This is a genomic window from Candidatus Methylacidiphilales bacterium (assembly GCA_028713655.1).
Taxonomy (GTDB): Bacteria; Verrucomicrobiota; Verrucomicrobiia; order Methylacidiphilales; family JAAUTS01; genus JAQTNW01.
The window spans coordinates 25770-44887 of the sequence record JAQTNW010000027.1 but is presented as its reverse complement, the minus strand read 5'-3'; the positions used below and the strand labels follow the sequence as shown (position 1 = coordinate 44887).

Below are 19118 nucleotides of genomic sequence, written 5' to 3'. Positions count from 1 at the left end.
AACAGTCAGCCGACTTTTTTGCGCGCCAATTGAACCTTTTATTTATCGAAATCAGTCGAGCAACCTTCAGATGCATTCCATGTGCAACCTAACACCCCTTTTTCAACAGCCTCTTGAGAGTTGACCCCTAAACCCCCGGATAAAGCCAGTCCAGCCAGGATTGCAATAATGCCATGTTCGGCCCGCACTGATAAACCCCGGCCAGGATTTCCGCCTCGCTTTGAACGTATCGGGCGGGAACGAGTTCGGCGCGGTCGAAATCCGAGAATTCCGCCACGACATCGGGGGCAACTTCAATGTGGAACTGAAAGGCCAGCGCCTGTTTTTTCCATGTAAAAGCCTGGTTGCGGCAAGCGGGGCTTTCCGCCAATAAATGCGCGCCCGGAGGCAGATCGAAAGTGTCGCCATGCCAGTGCAGGACTCTGGATGACTCAGGCAGACCGGGAAGGATCTGGCGGGCGGAAGGCAGCCATTGGATGGGAAACCATCCGATTTCCTTTTCGGGGTTTTGATAAACCTTGCCGCCCAACGCGTCGGCGATCAACTGCGCCCCCAAACAGATACCTAACACTTTTTTTCCGGCATGGATGGCCGACTCCAGAAAGCGTTTTTCCCTTACCAGCCAGGGATGGTTCCGGTGTTCGTAAATGTTCATGAACCCGCCCATGACGACCAGCCAGTCGATTTCATCGAGGGCCGGTTCGGTTTCCCCGGCAAACCAGCGGGTTGTGTTGATTTCAAATCCCTTCCGGCGGGCCCAGGTGGCTATCTGGGAAGGGCCTTCGTGCTCGATGTGTTGGAAAACGTGAAGTTTCATGGGAATGCAGTGCTTGTCTAGGAGTAGCACGACTTGTGCCGGATTCCAGAGGTTCTGTCATTCCCCTGTTGCACCTCTGTTACAACCGGTTATTAATGGCCGATGCCAACCTACGTCATCGGCCATAAGAATCCGGACACGGATTCGATTTGCTCGGCCATTGGGTATGCGGATTTCTTGCGCCGCACCCAAATGCCACAGGCGGAAGCTGCGCGTTGCGGCGAGCCCAACGCACGCACCTTATATGCCTTGGAGCAAGCGGGACTGGATTCTCCCAAGCTGGTGATGGATGTGCGCCCGACCGCGGGCCAGATTTGCCACCGCGAGGTTGTGAGCGCAGGCGAGGAGGAGTCCTTGCTCCAGGCGTTTGACCGGATGCGCTTGCACGGCCTGCGGAGCATGCCTGTCATGCGCAACAGCGGTGAAGTCGTCGGTCTGCTTTCTTTTCAAATGACACTGAACCTTTTGTTGCCTGGAACACGCACGGGCAATGAAGCCCGCGCAATCACGACCACACTGGAACATATCTGCAACGCCTTTCATGGCAGGTTCCAGCATGTTGTGGATGAAAAGAAGAAGCAAACACTGTTGATGTCGGTTGGCGCGATGAGCGCGAAGTCCTTCGAAGAACGGCTTCGGGAACACCCGCCGGAACAAGTGCTGCTTGTGGTGGGCAACCGGCCGACGGTACAAAAGCCCGCGGTTGAATACGGAGTCCGCTGCCTGGTGGTGACCGGCGGCTTTGAACTCGATGCCGAACTTTTGGAATTGGCCAAAGCCAGGGGTGTGAGCGTGATACTTTCGCCACTGGACACCGCGAGTTCCACCCTGCTGATCAAATGCGCGCAGGGTGTCATGGACGCGGTGAGCGTTGAATACGCGCGATTTTCTGAGAACACCCTGGTCGCGGAAGTCAGGGAAAAGGTGCAGATGCTGCATCAAGACCTCTTTCCAGTCATGGATGACAAGGGACGCATGTCGGGTGTGTTTTCAAAATCCGATCTGGTCAATCCGCCCCGCACCCGGTTGATTCTGGTGGATCACAATGAATTTTCCCAGGCTGTGACCGGAGTGGAAGATGCGGAGATTCTGGAGGTCATCGACCATCACCGGCTGGGCGGCGACCTCGTGACCCGCGAGCCGATTCGTTACATCAACGACACCGTGGGTTCCACCTCAACGCTGGTGGCGCGATTGTTCCGGCAGAACGGACTCGCGCCTGAGTCGGCCATTGCGCTCGCGCTTTCGGCCGGAATCATTTCCGATACGCTCAATCTTACCTCTCCAACCACAACAAGTGTTGATAAAGACATGTTAGATTGGCTGGGCGGACTGGCGAAGACGGATCTTAAAAAATTCTCCGAAGGCTTTTTCACCGCGGGTTCGCCCCTGCAAATCCTCACCCCGCAGGAAGTGGCCAATGGAGACTGCAAGGAATATGCGGAAAACGGGTGGAGGATTGCGGTGTCGCAGGTGGAGGAATTGGGCCACCAGCGCTTCTGGCAGCGCAAGGACGAGTTGAAGTATGCGATGCGTCAAATGCTGCTGGACAAGCGTCTGGATCTGGCCTGCTTGTTGATCACGGACATCACGGTGCATGACAGCCTGCTGCTGGTTGTTGGAGACTCGCAACTGAAGAGCAGGATTGAATATCCGCAGTTGGATGCGGATTTGTTTGAATTGAAAGGCGTGGTCTCGCGCAAAAAGCAACTGCTGCCGGCCTTGATCCGTATCCTGTCGCACACGGCGAAAAAGGCGGAATAAAGAACGACTTGGCCGCGAAAAAGCGCAAAAGACGCAAAGGGGAACTTTTTAACCGCAGATAAACACAGATAAGAAAACGCATTCTGCATGGAGCTCTGTAGATAAATCTGTAGATGGAGGGACGAACATCATGTTGTCCCATTTATTGCGCTGTTGCGCTAACGATTCAACTTTCCTCCAGCGACTGGGTTTGATAACCACTTGAAATATTCCAACGTTTTGTCAGTATCCTTTGATGGATTTTGAGGTCATAGGCGAGATTGCCCGGATTGAGGCGATTGCGGTTGGGCATGGAATCCGTGAGTTGCAAAACCTCAAGAAACTATTTGGAGATGCTCAATGGAGAAAATTCAAGGGCGTCGCCAGGATCAAATTTCCAAGTGGCAATATTCGGTTGGTTGAGATACATTGGTATGAGGCTCACGGGGTTGGGCGTCGAAAATTAAAGATCAAACGATTCTTGAAATAGCCAATGAAACCGCATTTTTTACTGTGTATTGACGACGGCGGCTCTCCAGAGTCCCTCGAGAAACGTAAATTTTACGAGGTCTTGGAGGACGCGGAAGCTGCGTCCGAGGGGATGGTTCGGATTATGGACGAAAGCGGTGAAGATTATTTGTACCCGCGCCATTATTTTGCGGATGTTTCCCTGCCTCAGCAGATCGAGCGCGTTTTTCAAGCAGCTTAAAACCCGGTTGGCTTGGATCGACAATCATGAATCAAGCACAAGCCACGGTTGCGGGCGTAATTCGGGTTGGGGCGATTTTAATGATTGTGCTGATGTGGATTCTTTTGCCTTTTTACAATTCGCATTCCGCCAGCTCACAAGAGGCAACCAATCTTTTTGCGGGTGATGCAAATCAAAAACTTAAGGCCTTGGATTCCATTATAATCACTACTACTCACATTTGGACGGCTCCGCTTATCGCAACTATTGGTTGCATCATCGCGATTGTATTTGCCCCATTTATAGCAAGCCGCATAACAGCCAGATCCCATGAAGCCGGCAATCAGGCCCCCGTGAATTCGGATGCTCTGAGTGGAGGGCAGGGCGGGCATTGAAGATCGTGGACACTGGAAATAACCAACCTTGACCCTGTGTGGAATCAGGGTAATTTAAGGGTATGCAAGCCGTTGAGTTTTTAACCGAAGTTCATGGCGCTACGCTGACGATCCCCTGGCTGTCGCATCGCTTTTGCCTTCTTCGGCAAAAGCGCGCGTCATCCTGCTTTTGGACGAAGACCAGGAAGACAACTCCTGGCGTCTTGCATCCTATCAGCAATTTTTGAAGGACGACGCTCCCGAAGACGCTGTTTATGACGCCATCGGTTAGTTTTCCGGAGATTTATCTCTGTGATTTCCCCTTTACCTCAGGAACCGCATCCAAGAAACGCCCTGCGCTTATGCAGTATCTGAGGCATCCGGAATGGTTTGGTGTGTCAACGATTCTGTTGAATTTTGTGATTTGGCCTATCGCGGGCATTTTATGGGGTATCATGACCTGGAATCTAGTCGAACGCGGTTACCCGCTTACTTATGGAGCTACTCAAAGATCAAGCTGCCGCTGCGTGGTTTGCGGGCTGTGAGTTGCCGTTGCCCAGGAGGGTTTGCTGGAAGGCGGGCGAGGAGGTTCCGCCGGTCAGATAAAAGTTGGAAGACATCTTATGCGGCAACAGGATCATGGCCAAAGCGTCTTTCCAGTTTCCTTCCACCCAGAAGGGTTCGCCGAGAAACTGGCCGCTTTCGCTAAACTCGCAGAAGAGCCAGATGTAGTTTTGCGTGCCGTCCGCAAACCCGCCGTATTGCGCGACGACCAGGGAAAGTTTTTCACCCTCGACTTTTTCCACCTGGCAGACGAGCTCGCCTTCCTCCTGCAGCTCCCAGCGAAGGTCCCAATATTCCGTCCGATCCTGCTGCCAGGTTGAGCCATAGCGGCGTACGAGGTTGGCGAGGACGCGGGAAAATTCGTTCCATTCCTCCTGCGACCAAATCGGAGGCTGGATGATGGCCTGGATACGCTGGATGCGGATCCTCCATTCCGAAAACATGCGGCGCATTTCAACCAGAGTCATGACAGCGAAGTAATGAGAGGGCGATGAAATCAGCGATGGACGCGGTCCCGGAGCATGGCAATGACGGTGTCCTGGTCGCTCGTCTTTTTCTGATAGACGGAAAGCGAGCGTTCCAAGCTGCGGTTGCTGTTTTTGAGGTCGGCCATGGATTGCTGGCTTTCAGTCCGGTAACTTTCGAATTGGGCCGTCAAGGTCATCAGGCGCTGGTTGGTTTGCTCGAGGTTTTGGGAAAGCTCGGTTTGGCGCGAGGAGAGGTCCTTTTGAAGGTCGGCGATGCGGGCCTTGGTATTATCCTCCAGCAAAGCGATGCTGGCGCTTTGATTCTGGATCTGTTTCCACAACACATAGCCGCCTGTTCCCGCTAGGCCGGCAAGCAACACAACGCCGCAAACAAGGGCGATGGCAACGCCGTTAATGACATTGTTGACGGTTGTTTGTTCGTGGATCTGGCGCTCGATGCTACGGGCGCTCCGTACCGGTGAAGGTTCTGAGAATGACATGGTTTGTGCTCTCTTTGGGTTGGGGGTTGTGTTCACGGTTTCGAAAGGGGGGATGAGCGGTTCCGCGGGTTGCGCTGTGGGCGCGGGCTCAATTTCGGGCTCGCGGGAAATGGGAGGCGCCGATTTTTCGGCGGAATCGCGCGTGATTTCGATTTCCGGGGCGGGGGTGAATTCGGGTGTTGAGGCGGCGTGGGGTTGGCTCTTTTTGTGGGTGGATTGTCTGGGGGCGCCGGTCAGGAAATCGAACTCCAGGTTGGAGCGTTTTCTTTTGCGGCGTGGCGGCGGGGCATCTTGTTTAAATCCAAACATACGTGGCCTTTGACAAGTTTGGTTATATCTGATATATGGATTCCTTGTAAATCAGAAAATCATAAAATATGCAACATCAGGAGGTCTCCATCACCGAAGCGGCCCGGAATTTTTCCGATTTCGTCAACCGCGTGGCGTACCGCCGCGAAAGCTTCTTTCTGGTCCGGGGCAAAAAAACCGTTGCCGAGCTCCGGCCGGTACTTGCCGGAAGCAGGCTGGGCGAGTTGCCGGCGCTCCTGTCGGCCCTGCCGGGACTGAGCGATGAGGAATTTGAGGCGTTGCAGGGGGATCTCAACCGCATCCGCAGCCAGCGCGGACTCAGAACCTAGGTTCTGTTTCATACTGCAACCGGACAATTTTACATGGGCCTGCTGATTGATTCCTCCGCATTGGTCGATTTCGCCGCAAATCGCACCCGTCTTCCCGCGAACCTGCCGTCGGGAGAGGAATTTTATCTTTCCATCATCACGGCAGATGAACTGCTGCGTTCCGTGGCGTGGTCGGCCGGGAAGGACCGGAGCAGAAGGCTTGCCTTCGTGGAGGCAGTTCTGGACCGGTTTCCCATCCTTCCCATAGACCGCGCGACTATGCGGATGCACGCTGAAATTGTATCGGGCCTGGAGCGGAAAAAGCAGAAACTGGGCCTGCACCAATCCTGGATTGCCGCCACCTGCCTGGCGCATGGGTTGCAGCTTTTATCGACCAGTGTGGAGGATTTTGCGGGTATTCATGGCTTGCAGCTTTGGGAGCCGGAGAATCCAGAAGCTTAAAACTTCATGTTACAGGAAGGCCGCATAGGAAACGCAGAGGAAAAATTCCCTGTGAGATAAGCGGGTCAGCCCAAAATGCCACGCCTTCCGGCGATTGCGTCAGCCAGAGCCTGGCGGGCAGGCGGGATGATCTCAACCTCGTCCGGCAGCGTGTCGGCGGTGAAAAATTCCACTTTCTCACTTTCGGATGAAACCTTCAGTCTGCCCCCGATGATCCGGGCTTCGACAACCACATCGATCAAATGGCGGATATCGCCATTGTCGGGATAAACAAGCATGCGGCAATCGGGGCTGCTGTACACGCCTATCAAGCCGGTAATTTCCACATGAAACCCCGATTCCTCAAAAACTTCGCGCACAGCGGCTTGAGCGATGCTTTCGCCGGGATCGATTCCCCCGCCCAAAAGACCCCACATCCGGCAATCAGACCTTTTTTCGATCAAGAACCGTCCCGCGTCGTCACGAACCACCACCCCTACGCCGGTTTTGATTTGGGTCCCGGGCACGGCGGAGTGGTGCGCAAACATTTTGAGACCTTCCGGTGTCATGGACAAATTCATGACACAGCCTTGAAGGGAATGCGACTGATAAGTTCATCCGCAATGGCGAGTGAGGCGGTGGCTGCCGGGCTGGGTGCATTGAGCAGGTGAAGCGCGCTGTCGTCTTGCACAATTTCGAAATCCTGGAGCAAATCGCCCCGGATATTCATGGCTTGCGCGCGCACGCCGCAACCACCGGGGGAAAGGTCTTCTTCCCGGATGTCAGGCACCAATTCCTGCAAGGAGCGGCAGAACCGTTGCTTGTTGAAGGAGCGCAGAAGTTCCTCGACGCACATTCCCGCGTGGGTTGTTGCGAAACGCCAAAGTCCCGGCCATGTCAGGGAATCGATGCTGTCGCGGAGGGAAAAGGATGTACGGCTGTAGCCTTCCCGTTTGAGTGCGAGAACCGCATTGGGACCCGCTTCAATGCCGCCATGTATCAGCCGGGTGAAATGCACACCGAGAAAGGGGTACGTCGGATCGGGCACCGGATAAATCAAATGATTCACCAAATGCGCGCGTTCGGGGCGGATGACATAATATTCCCCGCGGAAGGGAATGATGCGGCTGCCTGGATTTCTGCCGGCCATCCGGCTGACCCTGTCGCAATGCAATCCCGCGCAGTTGATGATAAAGGGGGTCTCAACCGGTTCGGCTCCGGAAGACTCGAGACGCCAGGTGCCATTTTGGCGGGAGATGTATGTTATGGAATGATTGAGTTCAACCTTCCCTCCCATTTCCTTGATCAACCGGCTCAAGGTATGGCAGACGGCGGAATAATCCACGATTCCTTCTTCAGGCACCAATACGGCGCCCAGTCCGGCGGCATGGGGTTCGCGATCGTGGATTTGCGAAGGTGAAAGCCAGGCCAAGCCGCTGAGCCCGTTGGTCTGGCCGCGTTCCAGCAAGGTGCGCAGCCGGGGAAGCTGCTCTTCATTGACAGCCACGACAATTTTGCCGCAGATTTCATGGGCGATCCCGTGCTCCTGGCAAAAACGGGTCATCTGTTTGATGCCGGAGACCGCGAGGCGCGCCTTGGCGGAGCCGGGCTTGTAGTAAAGGCCCGCATGCAACACGCCGCTGTTGTGTGTGGACTGGTGACGGCCCACATCAGCTTCCTTTTCCAAAAGGGTCAACTGCAAGCCGGGCCGGGCCTGGAGAAGCTTATAGGCCACTGCCAGGCCGACAATGCCGCCGCCGATGATGACAATTTTCATAACCTAAGCCAACATCCAGGTTAAAGGTTTAGGCAACAAGCATAACATGTGCAACATGTGGATTATTGCTAATGCAGAGGGGGAAAGCAGTTGGCGCAATATCGCAGATACTCTCATTTGGAGGGCAGGTTGGCGAGCAATTCATCGCAAGCGTCGATCACATCTTTGGCATGAATTTCCTGCATGGAACGCCTTTTACACTGTTCGTAGCGGCGTTGAATATCGGGCAGCGGCTTGTATCCGTGGCTTGTCACGATCCGGCAGGGAACTTGCCAGGGGTACCAGAAGTCCTCAATTGTCGGGCCGAACAGGGAAACGCACGGGCAACCGCAAGCGGCCGCCAGGTGCATTGTCGCCGTGTTTAATCCGACATACAATCGCGCGCGGTAGAGCAGGTCCGCGACCTGAGGCCAAGACGCTTCGCCGCGTGTGCAGATGACGCGCGGGCCAAGCTCCTTCTGGATCGATTCGGCCAGTTCAGCTTCGTGTGCAACAGGTCCGCACGCGACGACGACATTCTCGTGGCGTTCCAATAATCCGCGGCAAACCTCGCGCCAGCCTTCCCGGCTCCAGCAATTATAGCCCTGCCGGGTGCCGACCTGCATCACAACAAAATCGAGCAGGGCCCGGCCTGGTTCCCAGACCTGGGTGAGCGCCCGGTCAAAGCGCAACGGCGGTATGGGTTGCGGGAGCGGGAGAAATTCAGACACTGAATAATAATCCTTTTCCACCCGATGGCATGTTTGCCAGTCATAGGTGGACGAGGCCGTAAATTGAAAGCGCTCCAGAGGCTTGAGGGGGCTTGTTGTCTTCACCGAATAAATCCGTTTGGCGCGACAGAGCATGGCAAACAACCGGCCCCGATGGCCGTCGCCCAATTCAAAGACGTAATCGAAAGGCGTCAACCACAAGCGGGTCGCCAGAAACAGATCGTGCCAAAAATCACATGTATTTCGCTCAGATTTATAGACAGGCGCAATGGTCAGGATGCGGTCGATTTCCGGGCAGCCCGCCAATATACCCTCGCATTTGCGGCGTACCAGCACCCAGATCTCCGCCTCCGGATGGGCCTTTTTCACGGCGACAATGGCCGGCGTCAAAATCAGGGAATCGCCAATATGCTTTGGTTTGATGAAAAGAATGCGCATATGAGAAAGGCCCGCGCGAGTGCGCGGTAATAATTTTCATAACTCCCTGCCGAGGCCCATATCAACCATATAAGAAGCGAGAGTGGATTGGTAGTGATACTGTCGGACAAACTCCGCCCCGGCCTGTGCAATGGTCCTCAGCCGGTCCTTGTCTGTAAGAGCCTCGCGGATCACCGTGAGCAGGTGTTCCCCCGCCACGTCATAATACAAAACGTGCTTTCGGTCTTCGAACGGCCGATAGCGCCAGTTGGGAGGATAATTGATGACAGGGACGCTGCCCATGAGAAGTGATTCGTAGTGGCGCGCATTGTCCCATTCACCACCTTCGGGTGACCAGATCAACCAGGCCTCGGAGGTTCTTTTGAGGTAGGTTTTGTGGTCAAGCTTTTCGGAGGGTAAATCGACGATGCAGCCTTCCCCGGCCAGTTGCTCGAGCATTTTTTTTCCATGAATGCGTATCCAGGAATAGTAAACTGCGCCTGCGAAGAAAATATCGGCCTTTTTTTCCGGGGAACGGCAGGAATCCAGATAGGCGGGAATTTCGAGGCCGAGGGAGACGGGCCTGATTTTTGCGCCGAGCTCCTTGTACTTGTTGTTCCGGGAGATATTGAAGACACAGTCGTTTCGCTTGTCTTGGAAAAGAAACGCCTTGAGCGGATTGACGGGGCACTGGGTTTTGAAATACCACGTGCAGGCTTCCAACAAGGGCCAGTTTTTGCGGGCCAGGATGGTGTTGTCCTCCCAATCCAGGACAATCAGGGGAACGCCGCTGCTGCGGATCTGCGGCAGAAGGAGCGGGATGCCGAGGCTTGGAAAATTCTTAAGGAACATTTTCAGCAGCAGCGAAATATTTTTGAGCGGGGACCGGTTCCAGCGCCAACAACTGTCGGACACCGCGGTGCAGATGACCAGGTCATACTTCCTTTTTGCAAGATTTTCCCGGATCCGCCCGAATTGGCTCCAGTTGAATATGTGGCCCTCCGGGAGGAAATTGACGTCCCGCCTTTTGGTCGGGCAAAAAACAGCGTCGGCATTTTTGGCCCAGGTGCGGATGATGCCTTCGAGATTGCAGGCATTGCGGTACAACAGCAGGACGCGCGGCGCGGTTGGAGTCGTGGGGGGTGTGGTCATGTCAGAGGGGTTCCAGAATTTGAGGATTTTCATCCACTCACGCCACAATATCAAAGATTATTTTTCGTGTATTGGACTTCGGAGCCATGTGTAAAGTGGCCGTCCCGGGTAAATCCGGTTCATGCATTCTGCAACTCATTGGAAGCCGCAGGAGTTGGGATGCCTTGAAACGGAGTTTGAGCGGGTGATTGGAGAAGCGGCGATCTGTGATTAATAAATGAATCATACTGGTTATGGGTTGCCATATTATTTTAGGGTGGCAAATTCAAAGTTTAAGTGTCAGTTCCTTTGAAGAGCGGCATGAATGTAATGAAAATAAGCATTGTCACACCGTGTTACCAGGCTTCGGCGTTTTTGGTTGAAACGATTGAAAGCGTACTGAGCCAGGATTACGGCGATTTTGAGTATTGGATCGTAGATGGGGGAAGCACGGACGGCACGCTGGATATCATCAACCGTTATCAAAAAGACCTCCGGGTTCATCTGATCAACGGTCCCGATGCGGGGCAAAGCAGCGCAATCAACAAGGGATTGCAGCGCTGCACGGGTGAAATATTCAACTGGGTCAATGCGGATGATTCCCTGCAGCCGGGGGCATTGAACCGTGTTGCCGAAGAATTCAGAAAGGGCGTCGCCGACATTGTGGCCGGCCGCATGATGGAATTTGTGGAGCCGGATCTGGAACATCCCGTATATTTGAAGCTGCCGGTGCGTACCTGTCCGGAACAGACCATCTGCCGTGGTGTTTTTTGTCAGCCCTCGACATTCTGGCGCATGACGGTTGTACGCGACTTGGGCGGGGTGGAGGAACAGTTGCAGTGCATGATGGACTGGCATCTTTGGGTCAAATATCTGGCCCTGTATGGACAGGACAAGGTATCGTTGATTCCGGAGGTGCTGGCCAGTTTTCGGAAGCATGGGGCGGCAAAATCCGCGATTTTGGGAGAGCGCTTCCACCAGGAGGGTTTGGCCATCTACCGCAAGCTGTTTGAAGACCTCGGGATCGCGGGCCGGATTCCGCTCATTGAGGAGGAATTGGGGGGGGTGGTGGCGCCGGTGCGCCTGGCCACGTTCAGGTTTTCCAGGGATTTTTCCAAGGATGCGTTTCTGGCATTTTACTGTGATCGCGTGACCGGACGGCTGTACAACAGGAGACAATTGGTCAAATCACTGCAATGGTGGTGGCGCGGGTTCCAGCTCAAGAGACTGACATCTTTTTGGCGCTTTAGAATGCTAATCAAGCTGGTTCTGGCCAAGATATTTGGATCTCCCTCCGTATAAACGACCGGCGCCCGTCAATTGCTTGATCAGGGTAATTTGCAGGCCCAGTATAATCCAAAGCAAAATGGAATAAGTGCCACGCCTGCCGCGCATCACCCAGGTTTCCAGATTCAACCACCAAAAGGCCCTGGGGTGGCGGCCTCTCCGGGCATTGAGCGTCTCCTTGCTTTCCAACCATTTTTTTTGCATGCGCCGTCCGGTCCGTGAGAGGGTCCTTTTTTTCGATCGCAAATATTGTTTTGCGGGGTGGCGAAGTTTTCCACGTACGGACAGCAGGCAAAGCGACTGCAGCCGGATCATATCGCTGAAATCAGGAGCATGGCGTGTGGCTGGATGGGCCACGAAGTGAGCCACAGGCTTCCTTGAATAAACCACGGCCGCGTCGGAGCAAACTTTGAAAGTCCACGCGGTATCACCGTAATTATGAAATGTGGTGGGGAAAGGGCGGGCGGCCAGAAAATCGCGCCGGTACAAGGCGGAGGCGGAAGATCCGATGATGCAGTCCGGAGCATGACGGTACACCCAACTGATCAACTTTGCGCTGGGAATGCGGCGGCCTTCGTATCTTTCGAAGATCCGGTGATGTTTAATAATGGGCCACAACTTGATGTGGCTGTAGTTATTGTTAGTTGTGATAGGGGGGCTGATGACAAGATCGGCGGCGCGTGACTCCGCAAGAGCGACCAGATGCTTCAACCCTTCCGGTGCAATCGTATCGCCTACCGTACTGAAATAGCAGTACTTTGCCGATGTGGCCCCGACCCCTGTATTCCAGGAGCTGAAAACACCCCGGGGGGTGATGAGGATTGACGCGCTGTGATGTTCCGCCAAACGGGCCGCAAGCTCATGTGTGCCATCGGGGCTTTTGCTGGCAACAAACAGGGTTTCTTCACATTGCCGGATCAACGGGGTGATGGCCTCAATGTGTCCGGGAAGGGCCTCGGCACAATTGTAGGCGGGAATGATTATGCTGACGGGAAAGTGCTGCACAACTCAATCGGATTGATTTTTAGCGCGCTTGAAATAGCGCTTTCTCACGTATTGCTCAATTTGTTTCAAAAGGGAATAGGCAAAACGGGCGGGAGAAATGTCTTTCGGACCAGTTCGGTCTGATGGCAGGTCATGCCAGCGCCAGCGCTGCGGGGGATATCCCGCAAGGCGGGCCAGGGGATAGGCAATCTGTTTGAAAATTCTCTGGTGGAAAGCGGGCAGGCCGGATGTGTAGGTGGATAAAATAGTGTGGTATCTTTTGTAACGATTGGCGTTGTGGCGCAGGCCGCCGTGGTTGTCACGGTACCAGAACAAAAACCGGGGGACCACGTCCACCTTGCGCCCGGCAAAACAAACACGCAGAAAAAAATCAAAATCCTCCACGGGCTCGCACTCGCTGCGGAAGCCCTTAATACTTTCAAAAACATCACGCCTGACAATGCTGTTGGCATCACCGCAGACGTTTTCCATCCATCCGATTTCAAGGGCCGCTCCTATGGGTGTGCTTACCCAAGCCAGCGCTGTTTCGGGATCGGATATCGTGGTGTTTGAAAAAGTTTTGTAATAACATGTACAGCAATCCACCCCGCCATGGATGATCCCTTCAACAAAGGACTGCAACATGCCAGGGTCGGCAATGTTGTCCGAATCAAAAAACACCAGGTATTCCCCCCGGGCCAGGGCGGCGGCGTGGTTTCGAACCGCTGCCACTCCCCCATTTTCCCTCCGGGAAATAAAGGCATATTTCGGGCCGTCATAGAGCTCGCGCATTTCCCGGAAAATCCTGCGCGAGAACTCATCCGTACTGGCATCATCAACCACGAAAACTTCAAAGTTCGGGTAGGTGGAGGCGGCAATGGAAGCCAGGGCTGTCGGCAGATATTTTCCGTAATTGAAATACGGGATGATAACCGAAACCAGGGGGGGATTGGCTGCAATTTCCGCGCGGATTTTTTCCAAACGCGCGGCCGGGGGCCTTTCCGAGAAGAGATCGATCCATTTTTGCCTGCTTGCCTCCAGCGAATCACTTGGCACGGGCATTAAGGCGGCTTTTGGGGCCACAACCCATTCCCGCCCCGTCACCCAATCCCTGACTTCCGTGCCGGCGAACGCCACAAAATCCGCGTGTTCGCATGCATAACGTTCACACCAACCGGCCAGGGCATCGACAACGGGCCACCGGCTCCATGCCTCCTGTTTTTCCAGGGAATATTCCGATGGAGCCAATATGCAGAGGATCAAAACCGAATTTTCAAATTCTCCGGCAATCCTCCTGGCCTGGATGGCTCTGAAGCCCGGTCCGCGCTGGTCTTGAAAAACGATGTGGGAGTGGTTTTCTGTTTTTAGAAAATCGCAAACAGCCGACGACTGATCGATGATCCCCCATTGGTCATTTTCATGGGGTTCCCGCGGTACATCTTCCAGAAAAACAAACCGGGCTCCTGCGTCTGTGAGTGATTTTTCAAGGCCAGGCTGCCGGTCCCAGCGCGGCCCTGTGTAAAGAACCGTGAGAGAACCAAAATGCTCCAGACAAAGCCGGGCCAGTTGCAATGCGTGCCCGCCTGCCCCTTCGTCATTGGGCGAAGCGGACAAGGATGCGGCGACAATGCAAATTTGAGGGGCCGACGGGTTCATTACGATTCAAGCGGCAAGCTTTTCGACCAGGCTTTCAAGGCATGGATGCCGGTTGTATTGATGAAGCACGGGAATGATGCTGCCATCGTCGTTAAGCATTAAACCCTGGCTATTCCATCTGAAACGGCCCGCGTCTGCAATGCCAAGATTTGCCACCGGACCGTTGAAATTTTCGAGTACGCGATACTTGGGCAGCCGTCCAGCCCACGCGGTCCAGATGTGTACCGCCTGATCGCCGTAGTCATATTTATGCAAAATTTTTAATTTGCAGATGATTTCACGGGCCATGCAGTCAAGATATGCCAATACGGCCCGGGTGCCTCCACCGGTGGTTCCCGAGCAGAAGCCCGGCTGCTGCCCGATGCTTTTCAAACTGCCCGCGCCATAAAACTCCAAAACGCAACGCGTGTTAAAGTCCTGCTCCCGGATCGGATCTTCGGCAAAAAGGCACAAGGCACCGTCACAGCTTTGCAGAGCGGGGAAAGGATCCGCTTGAAACACAATGTCGCGGGTGTCCGCGAGAAAAACATGGGTAAATTCATCCCTGTGGCGGCGGAGAAAGCGGTTAAAATATAAATATCGCGAGAATCGGATATGCAGGCGTGCAGCTGCCAGCGGGTCAATCAGCCGCCGCCTCAAAAAACCCGGCAGATTCCGGCCCGCCTGGCTGATGCGTTTGGGAGAAGGAAACGAATTGTCCGGCCTGGCAGGGGCGGGGACGGCAACAACAAAAACTCCGCGGGATTTGAGCCATGTGGCCAGTTCCCGGTCGCTGTCATAAACCACGATGGCGGTGGAATCTGCATAGCCGGTATTGCGCAGGCTGTTGATGAAAACGTCCAAGCCCTCCGGCTTGAGTCCGGCAGCAGCCCCCAAAACCAGACAACTGGATGTAGTGCTCATGGAAAGCTAGGCATCCAATATCCCCTGCCGCGCCGCCATTATGGCAAATGCGCCCTTGGCGCGGAGGAGTTCACCCATGGTGCCCTGTTCGATAATGCGCCCCTTGTCAAAAACGACGATGAGGTTGCAGTCTTTGAGTGTGGAAAGTCGGTGGGCGATGCTGATGACGGTGCGGCCCTGCGCCAGACGGTCGATGGCGGCCTGTACTTCGGCTTCCGCCGTGGAATCGAGCGAAGCAGTGGCTTCATCCAGAATGAGGATGGGCGCATCGCGGACAAAAGCGCGGGCGATGGCCAGGCGTTGGCGCTGGCCTCCGGACAGGCGAACGCCCCGTTCCCCAATGATCGTGTCGTAGCCATGAGGCAGTTGGGTGATGAACTCATGGGCGAAAGCACCTTTGGCTGCTTCCTCGATCTGCGTCCGGGTGGCGCCAAGCAGGCCGAACTCGATGTTCTCGGCGATGCTGCGGTTAAAAAGCAGGACTTCCTGGCCGACGAGCGACATGATGCGGCGGTGGCTGTCGAAGGAGAGGTCGCGCACGTCATGGCCGTCAACGAGAATCCGGCCCTCGGTCACGTCGTAGAAGCGGAGCAGCAGGTTAATGAGGGTTGTTTTCCCGGAGCCGCTTTCGCCGGCAATGCCGAGCTTCATTCCGCGCGGGACCTGCAGCGAGACGTTTTGCAGGACCATGCCGTCGCCGTAGGAAAAACCCACGTTTTCGAGGCGAATGTTGCGCGAAAATCTTTCCAGCAGGACGGGATTGGGTTTTTCGGCAACGGTGGGAACTTCGCTGAAAAATTCAGAGAGGCGTTCGACAGAAAAGGAGGCCTGGGAAAAGTAAATGTGGATGCCGCCGATTTTTTTAAGAGGGCTGTAGAGGGTAATCAACCCCACCAGGAATGCCGCCAGATTGGGGATGGGAATGTTCTGCGAGATCACATAAACGATGATGACGCTGATGCCGAGCATGGAAATGACTTCGATGATCGGGTTGAGCAGTTCCTTGGCCTTGATGTTGCGCATGGCGTATTTGATGGAAGTCCGCAGCGCGTCTGCAAATTCTTCCTTCTGCTGGCTTTCCAGACGAAAACTTTTCACAACGCGGATATTGGCGAGTGCTTCGATCAAGCCGTTTTCGGCGCCCATCATCTTCTGGCTGTCGGCCCGGCTGGCCTTGCGCGATTTTTTCCCGAGAATGCTGATAGGGATGAAGCAGAGGGGCATGAGCGTGCAGGCAAAAAGGGTCAGCTTCCAGTTGATAACCAGCATGGCGGAAAATACGCAGAAGAAAGTGAAAGGTTCCTTGATGATGTCATTAAAGCCCAGGCTGAGAAATGCGCGGATAACGCCCGTGTCGCTGTTGACCCGGCCGAGCAGATCCGCTGTACTGCGTTTGTTGAAATAATCAAGGGAAAGAGAGTGCAGTTTGGTGAGGGCGTCGAGGCGCAGGTCGTTGGTCACGCGCAGGCCGACCCAGGCAAAATAATAGCTGCTGAGGTAACTGACGCCACCGCGCAAGAATAGAAGAAATGGCAGCAGAAGAGTGCCGCCGACAATTTCCTGCCACTGCACGGAACGCCCGACGCGAGGAATCCAATGATCGGTTGTTTCATCAATCCGTTTCGCATAACGGCGTCCGGTGATCTTGGCTTTGTACTGCAATTGCTTAACGAATCCCGCAGTAGCAGGGGGCGGTGAAACCGGCTTTTTGGCATCAGGCGCGGCAGTTGGCGTGGCAGGCGTCATGTGATCGACCAACGTCTTGGTGACCCAGAGGGAACTGGCGTTGACCATGCCGAAACTGAGGCCCAGAAGAATCCCCAAAACAAAGCGCAACCAGTAACGGCGCAGGTACTTGCCGCATACTTTGTAGAGAAAAACCGCGCCCTGAATCGTCGTGAGTTTTTGTTTGGCTTGATAGTCGTGGCGTGATGGCATAGTGAAAGCGCGGTTAAAGGGCAAAAAGGTGTGCCAAAAACCGCGGGTGATGACAAGCTTTTACCCCATAAGGGCAGCGCGGTATTATTGATGAAACAGCAAGGCAACAGCAAGGCAAGGGCGGAACGGCGTTTCCGGATCCTGCATACGGAGAGTTCACTCGGTTGGGGCGGGCAGGAAATCCGCGTTTTGCAGGAACTGAAGGCCATGCGCGCGCGCGGGCATGAAGTCTGGCTGGCCGCGCCTTCCATCAGCCGTATTTATACGGAAGCCGAGGCCGTTTCCATCCCGGTTTTTTCACTGGATTGCCGCCGACTCAGCTACGTCTCATCCACACTGAAGCTCGTCCGGCAACTGCGTGAAAACCGGATCGATGTCGTCAACACACACAGCTCCCGGGACGGCTGGCTGGGTGGCATTGCTGCGAGGTATGCCCGCACGCCCGTGCTGCTGCGCTCCCGGCACATCGATGTGGAATACCGGAATCCCTGGCTGAGCCGCCTTGCGTTTTCCTCCCTGGCCGACCGGGTCTTGACCACAAGTGAAAAGATTTCAAGGCATTTATCAGAAAGGCTGTCGCTGGATCCTGCATTGGTTTCCTGCATCCCAACCGGGGTGGATGTGGAACGTTTCCAACCGGGAATCCGGGGTACTCTGCATGAGGAGCTGCGTCTGCCTCCGGAGCTGCCGCTGGTGGGGCTGATCGCTGTGATCCGGAGCTGGAAAGGGCATGCGGTCTTTGTCGAAGCGGCCAGCCTGCTGCGGGGGCGCGGCCAACGCGCCCATTTCGTGGTTGCGGGCGACGGGCCCGGACGCGACGAGCTTCGGCAGCGGGTTGCGGAGGCTGGATTACATAATTGCTTTTCATTGTTAGGCCACCGTACGGATGTCCCGCAAATCATGGCCTCGCTTTCGGTTTTTGTCCTGCCTTCCCTGGCGCATGAGGGGATTCCCCAGGCGGTTCTGCAGGCGCAGGCGACCGGCGTACCGGTGGTAGGCACAAGAATCGGCGGCATTCCCGAGGTGGTACAGCATGAAAGCACCGGCCTGCTGGTGGAACCCGGCAATGCAGCGCAACTGGCCGATGCAATCGGACGGTTGTTGGCCGAACCGCAATTACGCGAAAGCCTGGCCGGCGCGGGACGGGAGTCCGTACTCAAACATCACACCAATGAAGCCATGTGCGAGACCGTGGAACGCATCATCGGGCAGGTTTTAATCGGCAAAAATAGGGCGACCAGGTAGTTATTAGGCAAACCAATTCAACCACACCTGTTTGCGAAATACCGCTCCAAATATCTTGAACATCCTTAAAGAAGTGTAGGATGTTCTTGATAAATGAACAAGGCGCGAAGACTTCTGAAATCGCTGGCATGGAAATTATTCCCGTTCGCAGAATGCGCCGTCAAAACGGCATCGCGCCTCAAGATCTTGATTCCCACCAAGGATGCTTTCGGTGCCTTTCAAGAGGTTTTTTACGAGCAATGCTACCGACCGAATCTTGCCAGTCTTTCGGAGGTAAAGCGTTGGGTGGATGTTGGCTGCAATATAGGTTATTTTAGCCTTTGGTTGTATGATGCCCTGGGCAAAACGTCGCAGGAAGCATTATTGGTAGATGCGAATCCACTGTCCTGTAAATACGCCGGAAGACTTCTTGCCTTGAATAAGCTGGAGCCGATCATGCGGGTGGAAAACGCCTTGATCGGGCCAAAGTCTGCTAAGGCGCCATTTTTTGCCAGTGGCACTTCCACCGGGTCCTCAATCCATCGGGAGTGGGGGCGCAACCGAAAAACCATCCTGATTCCGTCCGCGCCGCTGGCGGAAATTGTCGGCACAAATTCGTATGATTTGATCAAAATTGATATCGAAGGTGCGGAAAAATTCATTTTTGAAAATGAAACTGAGTTTATATTGAGTTTCCCATTGGGGCTGGCGGAATGGCACGCCCCGTATTGGTCCGGAAAGCAAATGAAGGATTGGTTGCAAAAAAATAAATGCCGGATTTTGCAGGTCAGCGCTGGAAGCCTTTACGGTTCAGATGCCTTTGATTCAGCTCTGGGGACGGTGCTTTGGTCAACACGATCGGCAGAAGCAGCAACTTAAA

The 19118-nt window shown here is 54.7% G+C and carries 20 protein-coding genes; 9 read left to right on the top strand and 11 right to left on the bottom strand.

All coding sequences use genetic code 11. The annotated features are described in order from the left end of the window. Positions 1–127: 127 nt before the first annotated feature. Positions 128–817 (bottom strand): type 1 glutamine amidotransferase, encoded by a 690-nt coding sequence (locus PHD76_10015; GenBank protein ID MDD5262168.1) that lies wholly within the window; start codon positions 815–817, stop codon positions 128–130. Positions 818–919: 102 nt separating this feature from the next. Here PHD76_10015 and PHD76_10010 point away from each other — a divergent pair, with 102 nt between their 5' ends. From PHD76_10010 to PHD76_09995, 4 genes are all read left to right on the top strand, one after another. Further along, complete coding sequence (locus PHD76_10010; GenBank protein ID MDD5262167.1) at positions 920–2581, top strand: putative manganese-dependent inorganic diphosphatase; 1662 nt, start codon at positions 920–922, stop codon at positions 2579–2581. Positions 2582–3053: 472 nt separating this feature from the next. Continuing rightward, positions 3054–3269, top strand: a complete 216-nt coding sequence (locus PHD76_10005; protein MDD5262166.1) for a hypothetical protein — start codon at positions 3054–3056, stop codon at positions 3267–3269. Between the two features lie 26 nt (positions 3270–3295). Next, positions 3296–3643, top strand: a complete 348-nt coding sequence (locus tag PHD76_10000) for a hypothetical protein (GenBank protein MDD5262165.1) — start codon at positions 3296–3298, stop codon at positions 3641–3643. Between the two features lie 133 nt (positions 3644–3776). Continuing rightward, on the top strand, positions 3777–3914 hold the full coding sequence (locus PHD76_09995; protein ID MDD5262164.1) for a hypothetical protein: 138 nt from the start codon (positions 3777–3779) through the stop codon (positions 3912–3914). A 220-nt stretch (positions 3915–4134) separates the two neighbouring features. Here PHD76_09995 and PHD76_09990 read toward each other — a convergent pair whose 3' ends face one another. Continuing rightward, entirely contained in the window at positions 4135–4653 is a 519-nt protein-coding gene (locus tag PHD76_09990; GenBank protein MDD5262163.1) for a hypothetical protein, read from the bottom strand. Positions 4654–4682: 29 nt separating this feature from the next. Continuing rightward, positions 4683–5462: a hypothetical protein gene (locus PHD76_09985; GenBank protein ID MDD5262162.1), complete on the bottom strand. Its 780-nt coding sequence runs from the start codon at positions 5460–5462 to the stop codon at positions 4683–4685. A gap of 68 nt (positions 5463–5530) precedes the next feature. Between PHD76_09985 and PHD76_09980 the strand changes: the two genes are divergently transcribed. Then, on the top strand, positions 5531–5791 hold the full coding sequence (locus tag PHD76_09980; protein MDD5262161.1) for a hypothetical protein: 261 nt from the start codon (positions 5531–5533) through the stop codon (positions 5789–5791). Between the two features lie 33 nt (positions 5792–5824). After that, complete coding sequence (locus PHD76_09975) at positions 5825–6232, top strand: PIN domain-containing protein (GenBank protein MDD5262160.1); 408 nt, start codon at positions 5825–5827, stop codon at positions 6230–6232. Between the two features lie 65 nt (positions 6233–6297). Here the strand turns inward: PHD76_09975 and PHD76_09970 are convergent, their stop codons facing one another. The 4 genes from PHD76_09970 to PHD76_09955 form a co-directional block, all read right to left on the bottom strand. After that, the gene (locus PHD76_09970; GenBank protein ID MDD5262159.1) at positions 6298–6780 is read right to left on the bottom strand and encodes an NUDIX domain-containing protein; all 483 of its coding nucleotides are present in this window, start codon (positions 6778–6780) and stop codon (positions 6298–6300) included. 8 nt (positions 6781–6788) lie between these two features. Further along, positions 6789–7988, bottom strand: coding sequence for an L-2-hydroxyglutarate oxidase (gene lhgO / locus PHD76_09965; protein MDD5262158.1), 1200 nt, complete (start codon positions 7986–7988; stop codon positions 6789–6791). Positions 7989–8101: 113 nt separating this feature from the next. Next, positions 8102–9136, bottom strand: a complete 1035-nt coding sequence (locus PHD76_09960; GenBank protein ID MDD5262157.1) for a glycosyltransferase family 9 protein — start codon at positions 9134–9136, stop codon at positions 8102–8104. Positions 9137–9172: 36 nt separating this feature from the next. Beyond that, a complete protein-coding gene (locus PHD76_09955; protein ID MDD5262156.1) occupies positions 9173–10300 on the bottom strand; it encodes a glycosyltransferase in 1128 nt (375 codons plus the stop codon). 276 nt (positions 10301–10576) lie between these two features. Between PHD76_09955 and PHD76_09950 the strand changes: the two genes are divergently transcribed. Next, on the top strand, positions 10577–11548 hold the full coding sequence (locus PHD76_09950; protein MDD5262155.1) for a glycosyltransferase family 2 protein: 972 nt from the start codon (positions 10577–10579) through the stop codon (positions 11546–11548). Here PHD76_09950 and PHD76_09945 read toward each other — a convergent pair. Genes PHD76_09945 through PHD76_09930 form a run of 4 tightly spaced genes read right to left on the bottom strand, consistent with a single transcriptional unit; the run spans position 11501 to position 17014 of the window. After that, positions 11501–12538, bottom strand: coding sequence for a glycosyltransferase (locus PHD76_09945; GenBank protein ID MDD5262154.1), 1038 nt, complete (start codon positions 12536–12538; stop codon positions 11501–11503). The two genes, PHD76_09950 and PHD76_09945, sit on opposite strands and share 48 nt — an antisense overlap. A gap of 3 nt (positions 12539–12541) precedes the next feature. Further along, entirely contained in the window at positions 12542–14173 is a 1632-nt protein-coding gene (locus tag PHD76_09940; GenBank protein MDD5262153.1) for a glycosyltransferase family A protein, read from the bottom strand. A 6-nt stretch (positions 14174–14179) separates the two neighbouring features. After that, a complete protein-coding gene (locus PHD76_09935) occupies positions 14180–15076 on the bottom strand; it encodes a hypothetical protein (protein ID MDD5262152.1) in 897 nt (298 codons plus the stop codon). Between the two features lie 6 nt (positions 15077–15082). Further along, positions 15083–17014 carry an ABC transporter ATP-binding protein gene (locus PHD76_09930; protein MDD5262151.1) on the bottom strand — a complete coding sequence of 644 codons (1932 nt, stop codon included), beginning with the start codon at positions 17012–17014 and terminating at the stop codon, positions 15083–15085. Between the two features lie 30 nt (positions 17015–17044). Here PHD76_09930 and PHD76_09925 point away from each other — a divergent pair, with 30 nt between their 5' ends. Then, positions 17045–18259, top strand: coding sequence for a glycosyltransferase family 4 protein (locus tag PHD76_09925; GenBank protein ID MDD5262150.1), 1215 nt, complete (start codon positions 17045–17047; stop codon positions 18257–18259). Positions 18260–18352: 93 nt separating this feature from the next. Further along, positions 18353–19117, top strand: a complete 765-nt coding sequence (locus PHD76_09920) for an FkbM family methyltransferase (GenBank protein ID MDD5262149.1) — start codon at positions 18353–18355, stop codon at positions 19115–19117. Position 19118 lies beyond the last annotated feature (1 nt).

Excerpts from the sequence above, each read along its gene's own strand:
- PHD76_10015 (MDD5262168.1), bottom strand. The coding sequence starts at position 817 with ATGAAACTTCACGTTTTCCAACACATCGAGCACGAAGGCCCTTCCCAG.
- PHD76_10005 (MDD5262166.1), top strand. The coding sequence starts at position 3,054 with ATGAAACCGCATTTTTTACTGTGTATTGACGACGGCGGCTCTCCAGAG.
- PHD76_09980 (MDD5262161.1), top strand. The coding sequence starts at position 5,531 with ATGCAACATCAGGAGGTCTCCATCACCGAAGCGGCCCGGAATTTTTCC.
- PHD76_09930 (MDD5262151.1), bottom strand. The coding sequence starts at position 17,014 with ATGCCATCACGCCACGACTATCAAGCCAAACAAAAACTCACGACGATT.
- PHD76_09935 (MDD5262152.1), bottom strand. The coding sequence starts at position 15,076 with ATGAGCACTACATCCAGTTGTCTGGTTTTGGGGGCTGCTGCCGGACTC.
- PHD76_09920 (MDD5262149.1), top strand. The coding sequence starts at position 18,353 with ATGAACAAGGCGCGAAGACTTCTGAAATCGCTGGCATGGAAATTATTC.
- PHD76_09950 (MDD5262155.1), top strand. The coding sequence starts at position 10,577 with ATGAAAATAAGCATTGTCACACCGTGTTACCAGGCTTCGGCGTTTTTG.
- PHD76_09990 (MDD5262163.1), bottom strand. The coding sequence starts at position 4,653 with ATGACTCTGGTTGAAATGCGCCGCATGTTTTCGGAATGGAGGATCCGC.
- lhgO (MDD5262158.1), bottom strand. The coding sequence starts at position 7,988 with ATGAAAATTGTCATCATCGGCGGCGGCATTGTCGGCCTGGCAGTGGCC.
- PHD76_09960 (MDD5262157.1), bottom strand. The coding sequence starts at position 9,136 with ATGCGCATTCTTTTCATCAAACCAAAGCATATTGGCGATTCCCTGATT.
- PHD76_09970 (MDD5262159.1), bottom strand. The coding sequence starts at position 6,780 with ATGACACCGGAAGGTCTCAAAATGTTTGCGCACCACTCCGCCGTGCCC.
- PHD76_09955 (MDD5262156.1), bottom strand. The coding sequence starts at position 10,300 with ATGAAAATCCTCAAATTCTGGAACCCCTCTGACATGACCACACCCCCC.
- PHD76_10000 (MDD5262165.1), top strand. The coding sequence starts at position 3,296 with ATGAATCAAGCACAAGCCACGGTTGCGGGCGTAATTCGGGTTGGGGCG.
- PHD76_10010 (MDD5262167.1), top strand. The coding sequence starts at position 920 with ATGCCAACCTACGTCATCGGCCATAAGAATCCGGACACGGATTCGATT.
- PHD76_09975 (MDD5262160.1), top strand. The coding sequence starts at position 5,825 with ATGGGCCTGCTGATTGATTCCTCCGCATTGGTCGATTTCGCCGCAAAT.
- PHD76_09940 (MDD5262153.1), bottom strand. The coding sequence starts at position 14,173 with ATGAACCCGTCGGCCCCTCAAATTTGCATTGTCGCCGCATCCTTGTCC.
- PHD76_09985 (MDD5262162.1), bottom strand. The coding sequence starts at position 5,462 with ATGTTTGGATTTAAACAAGATGCCCCGCCGCCACGCCGCAAAAGAAAA.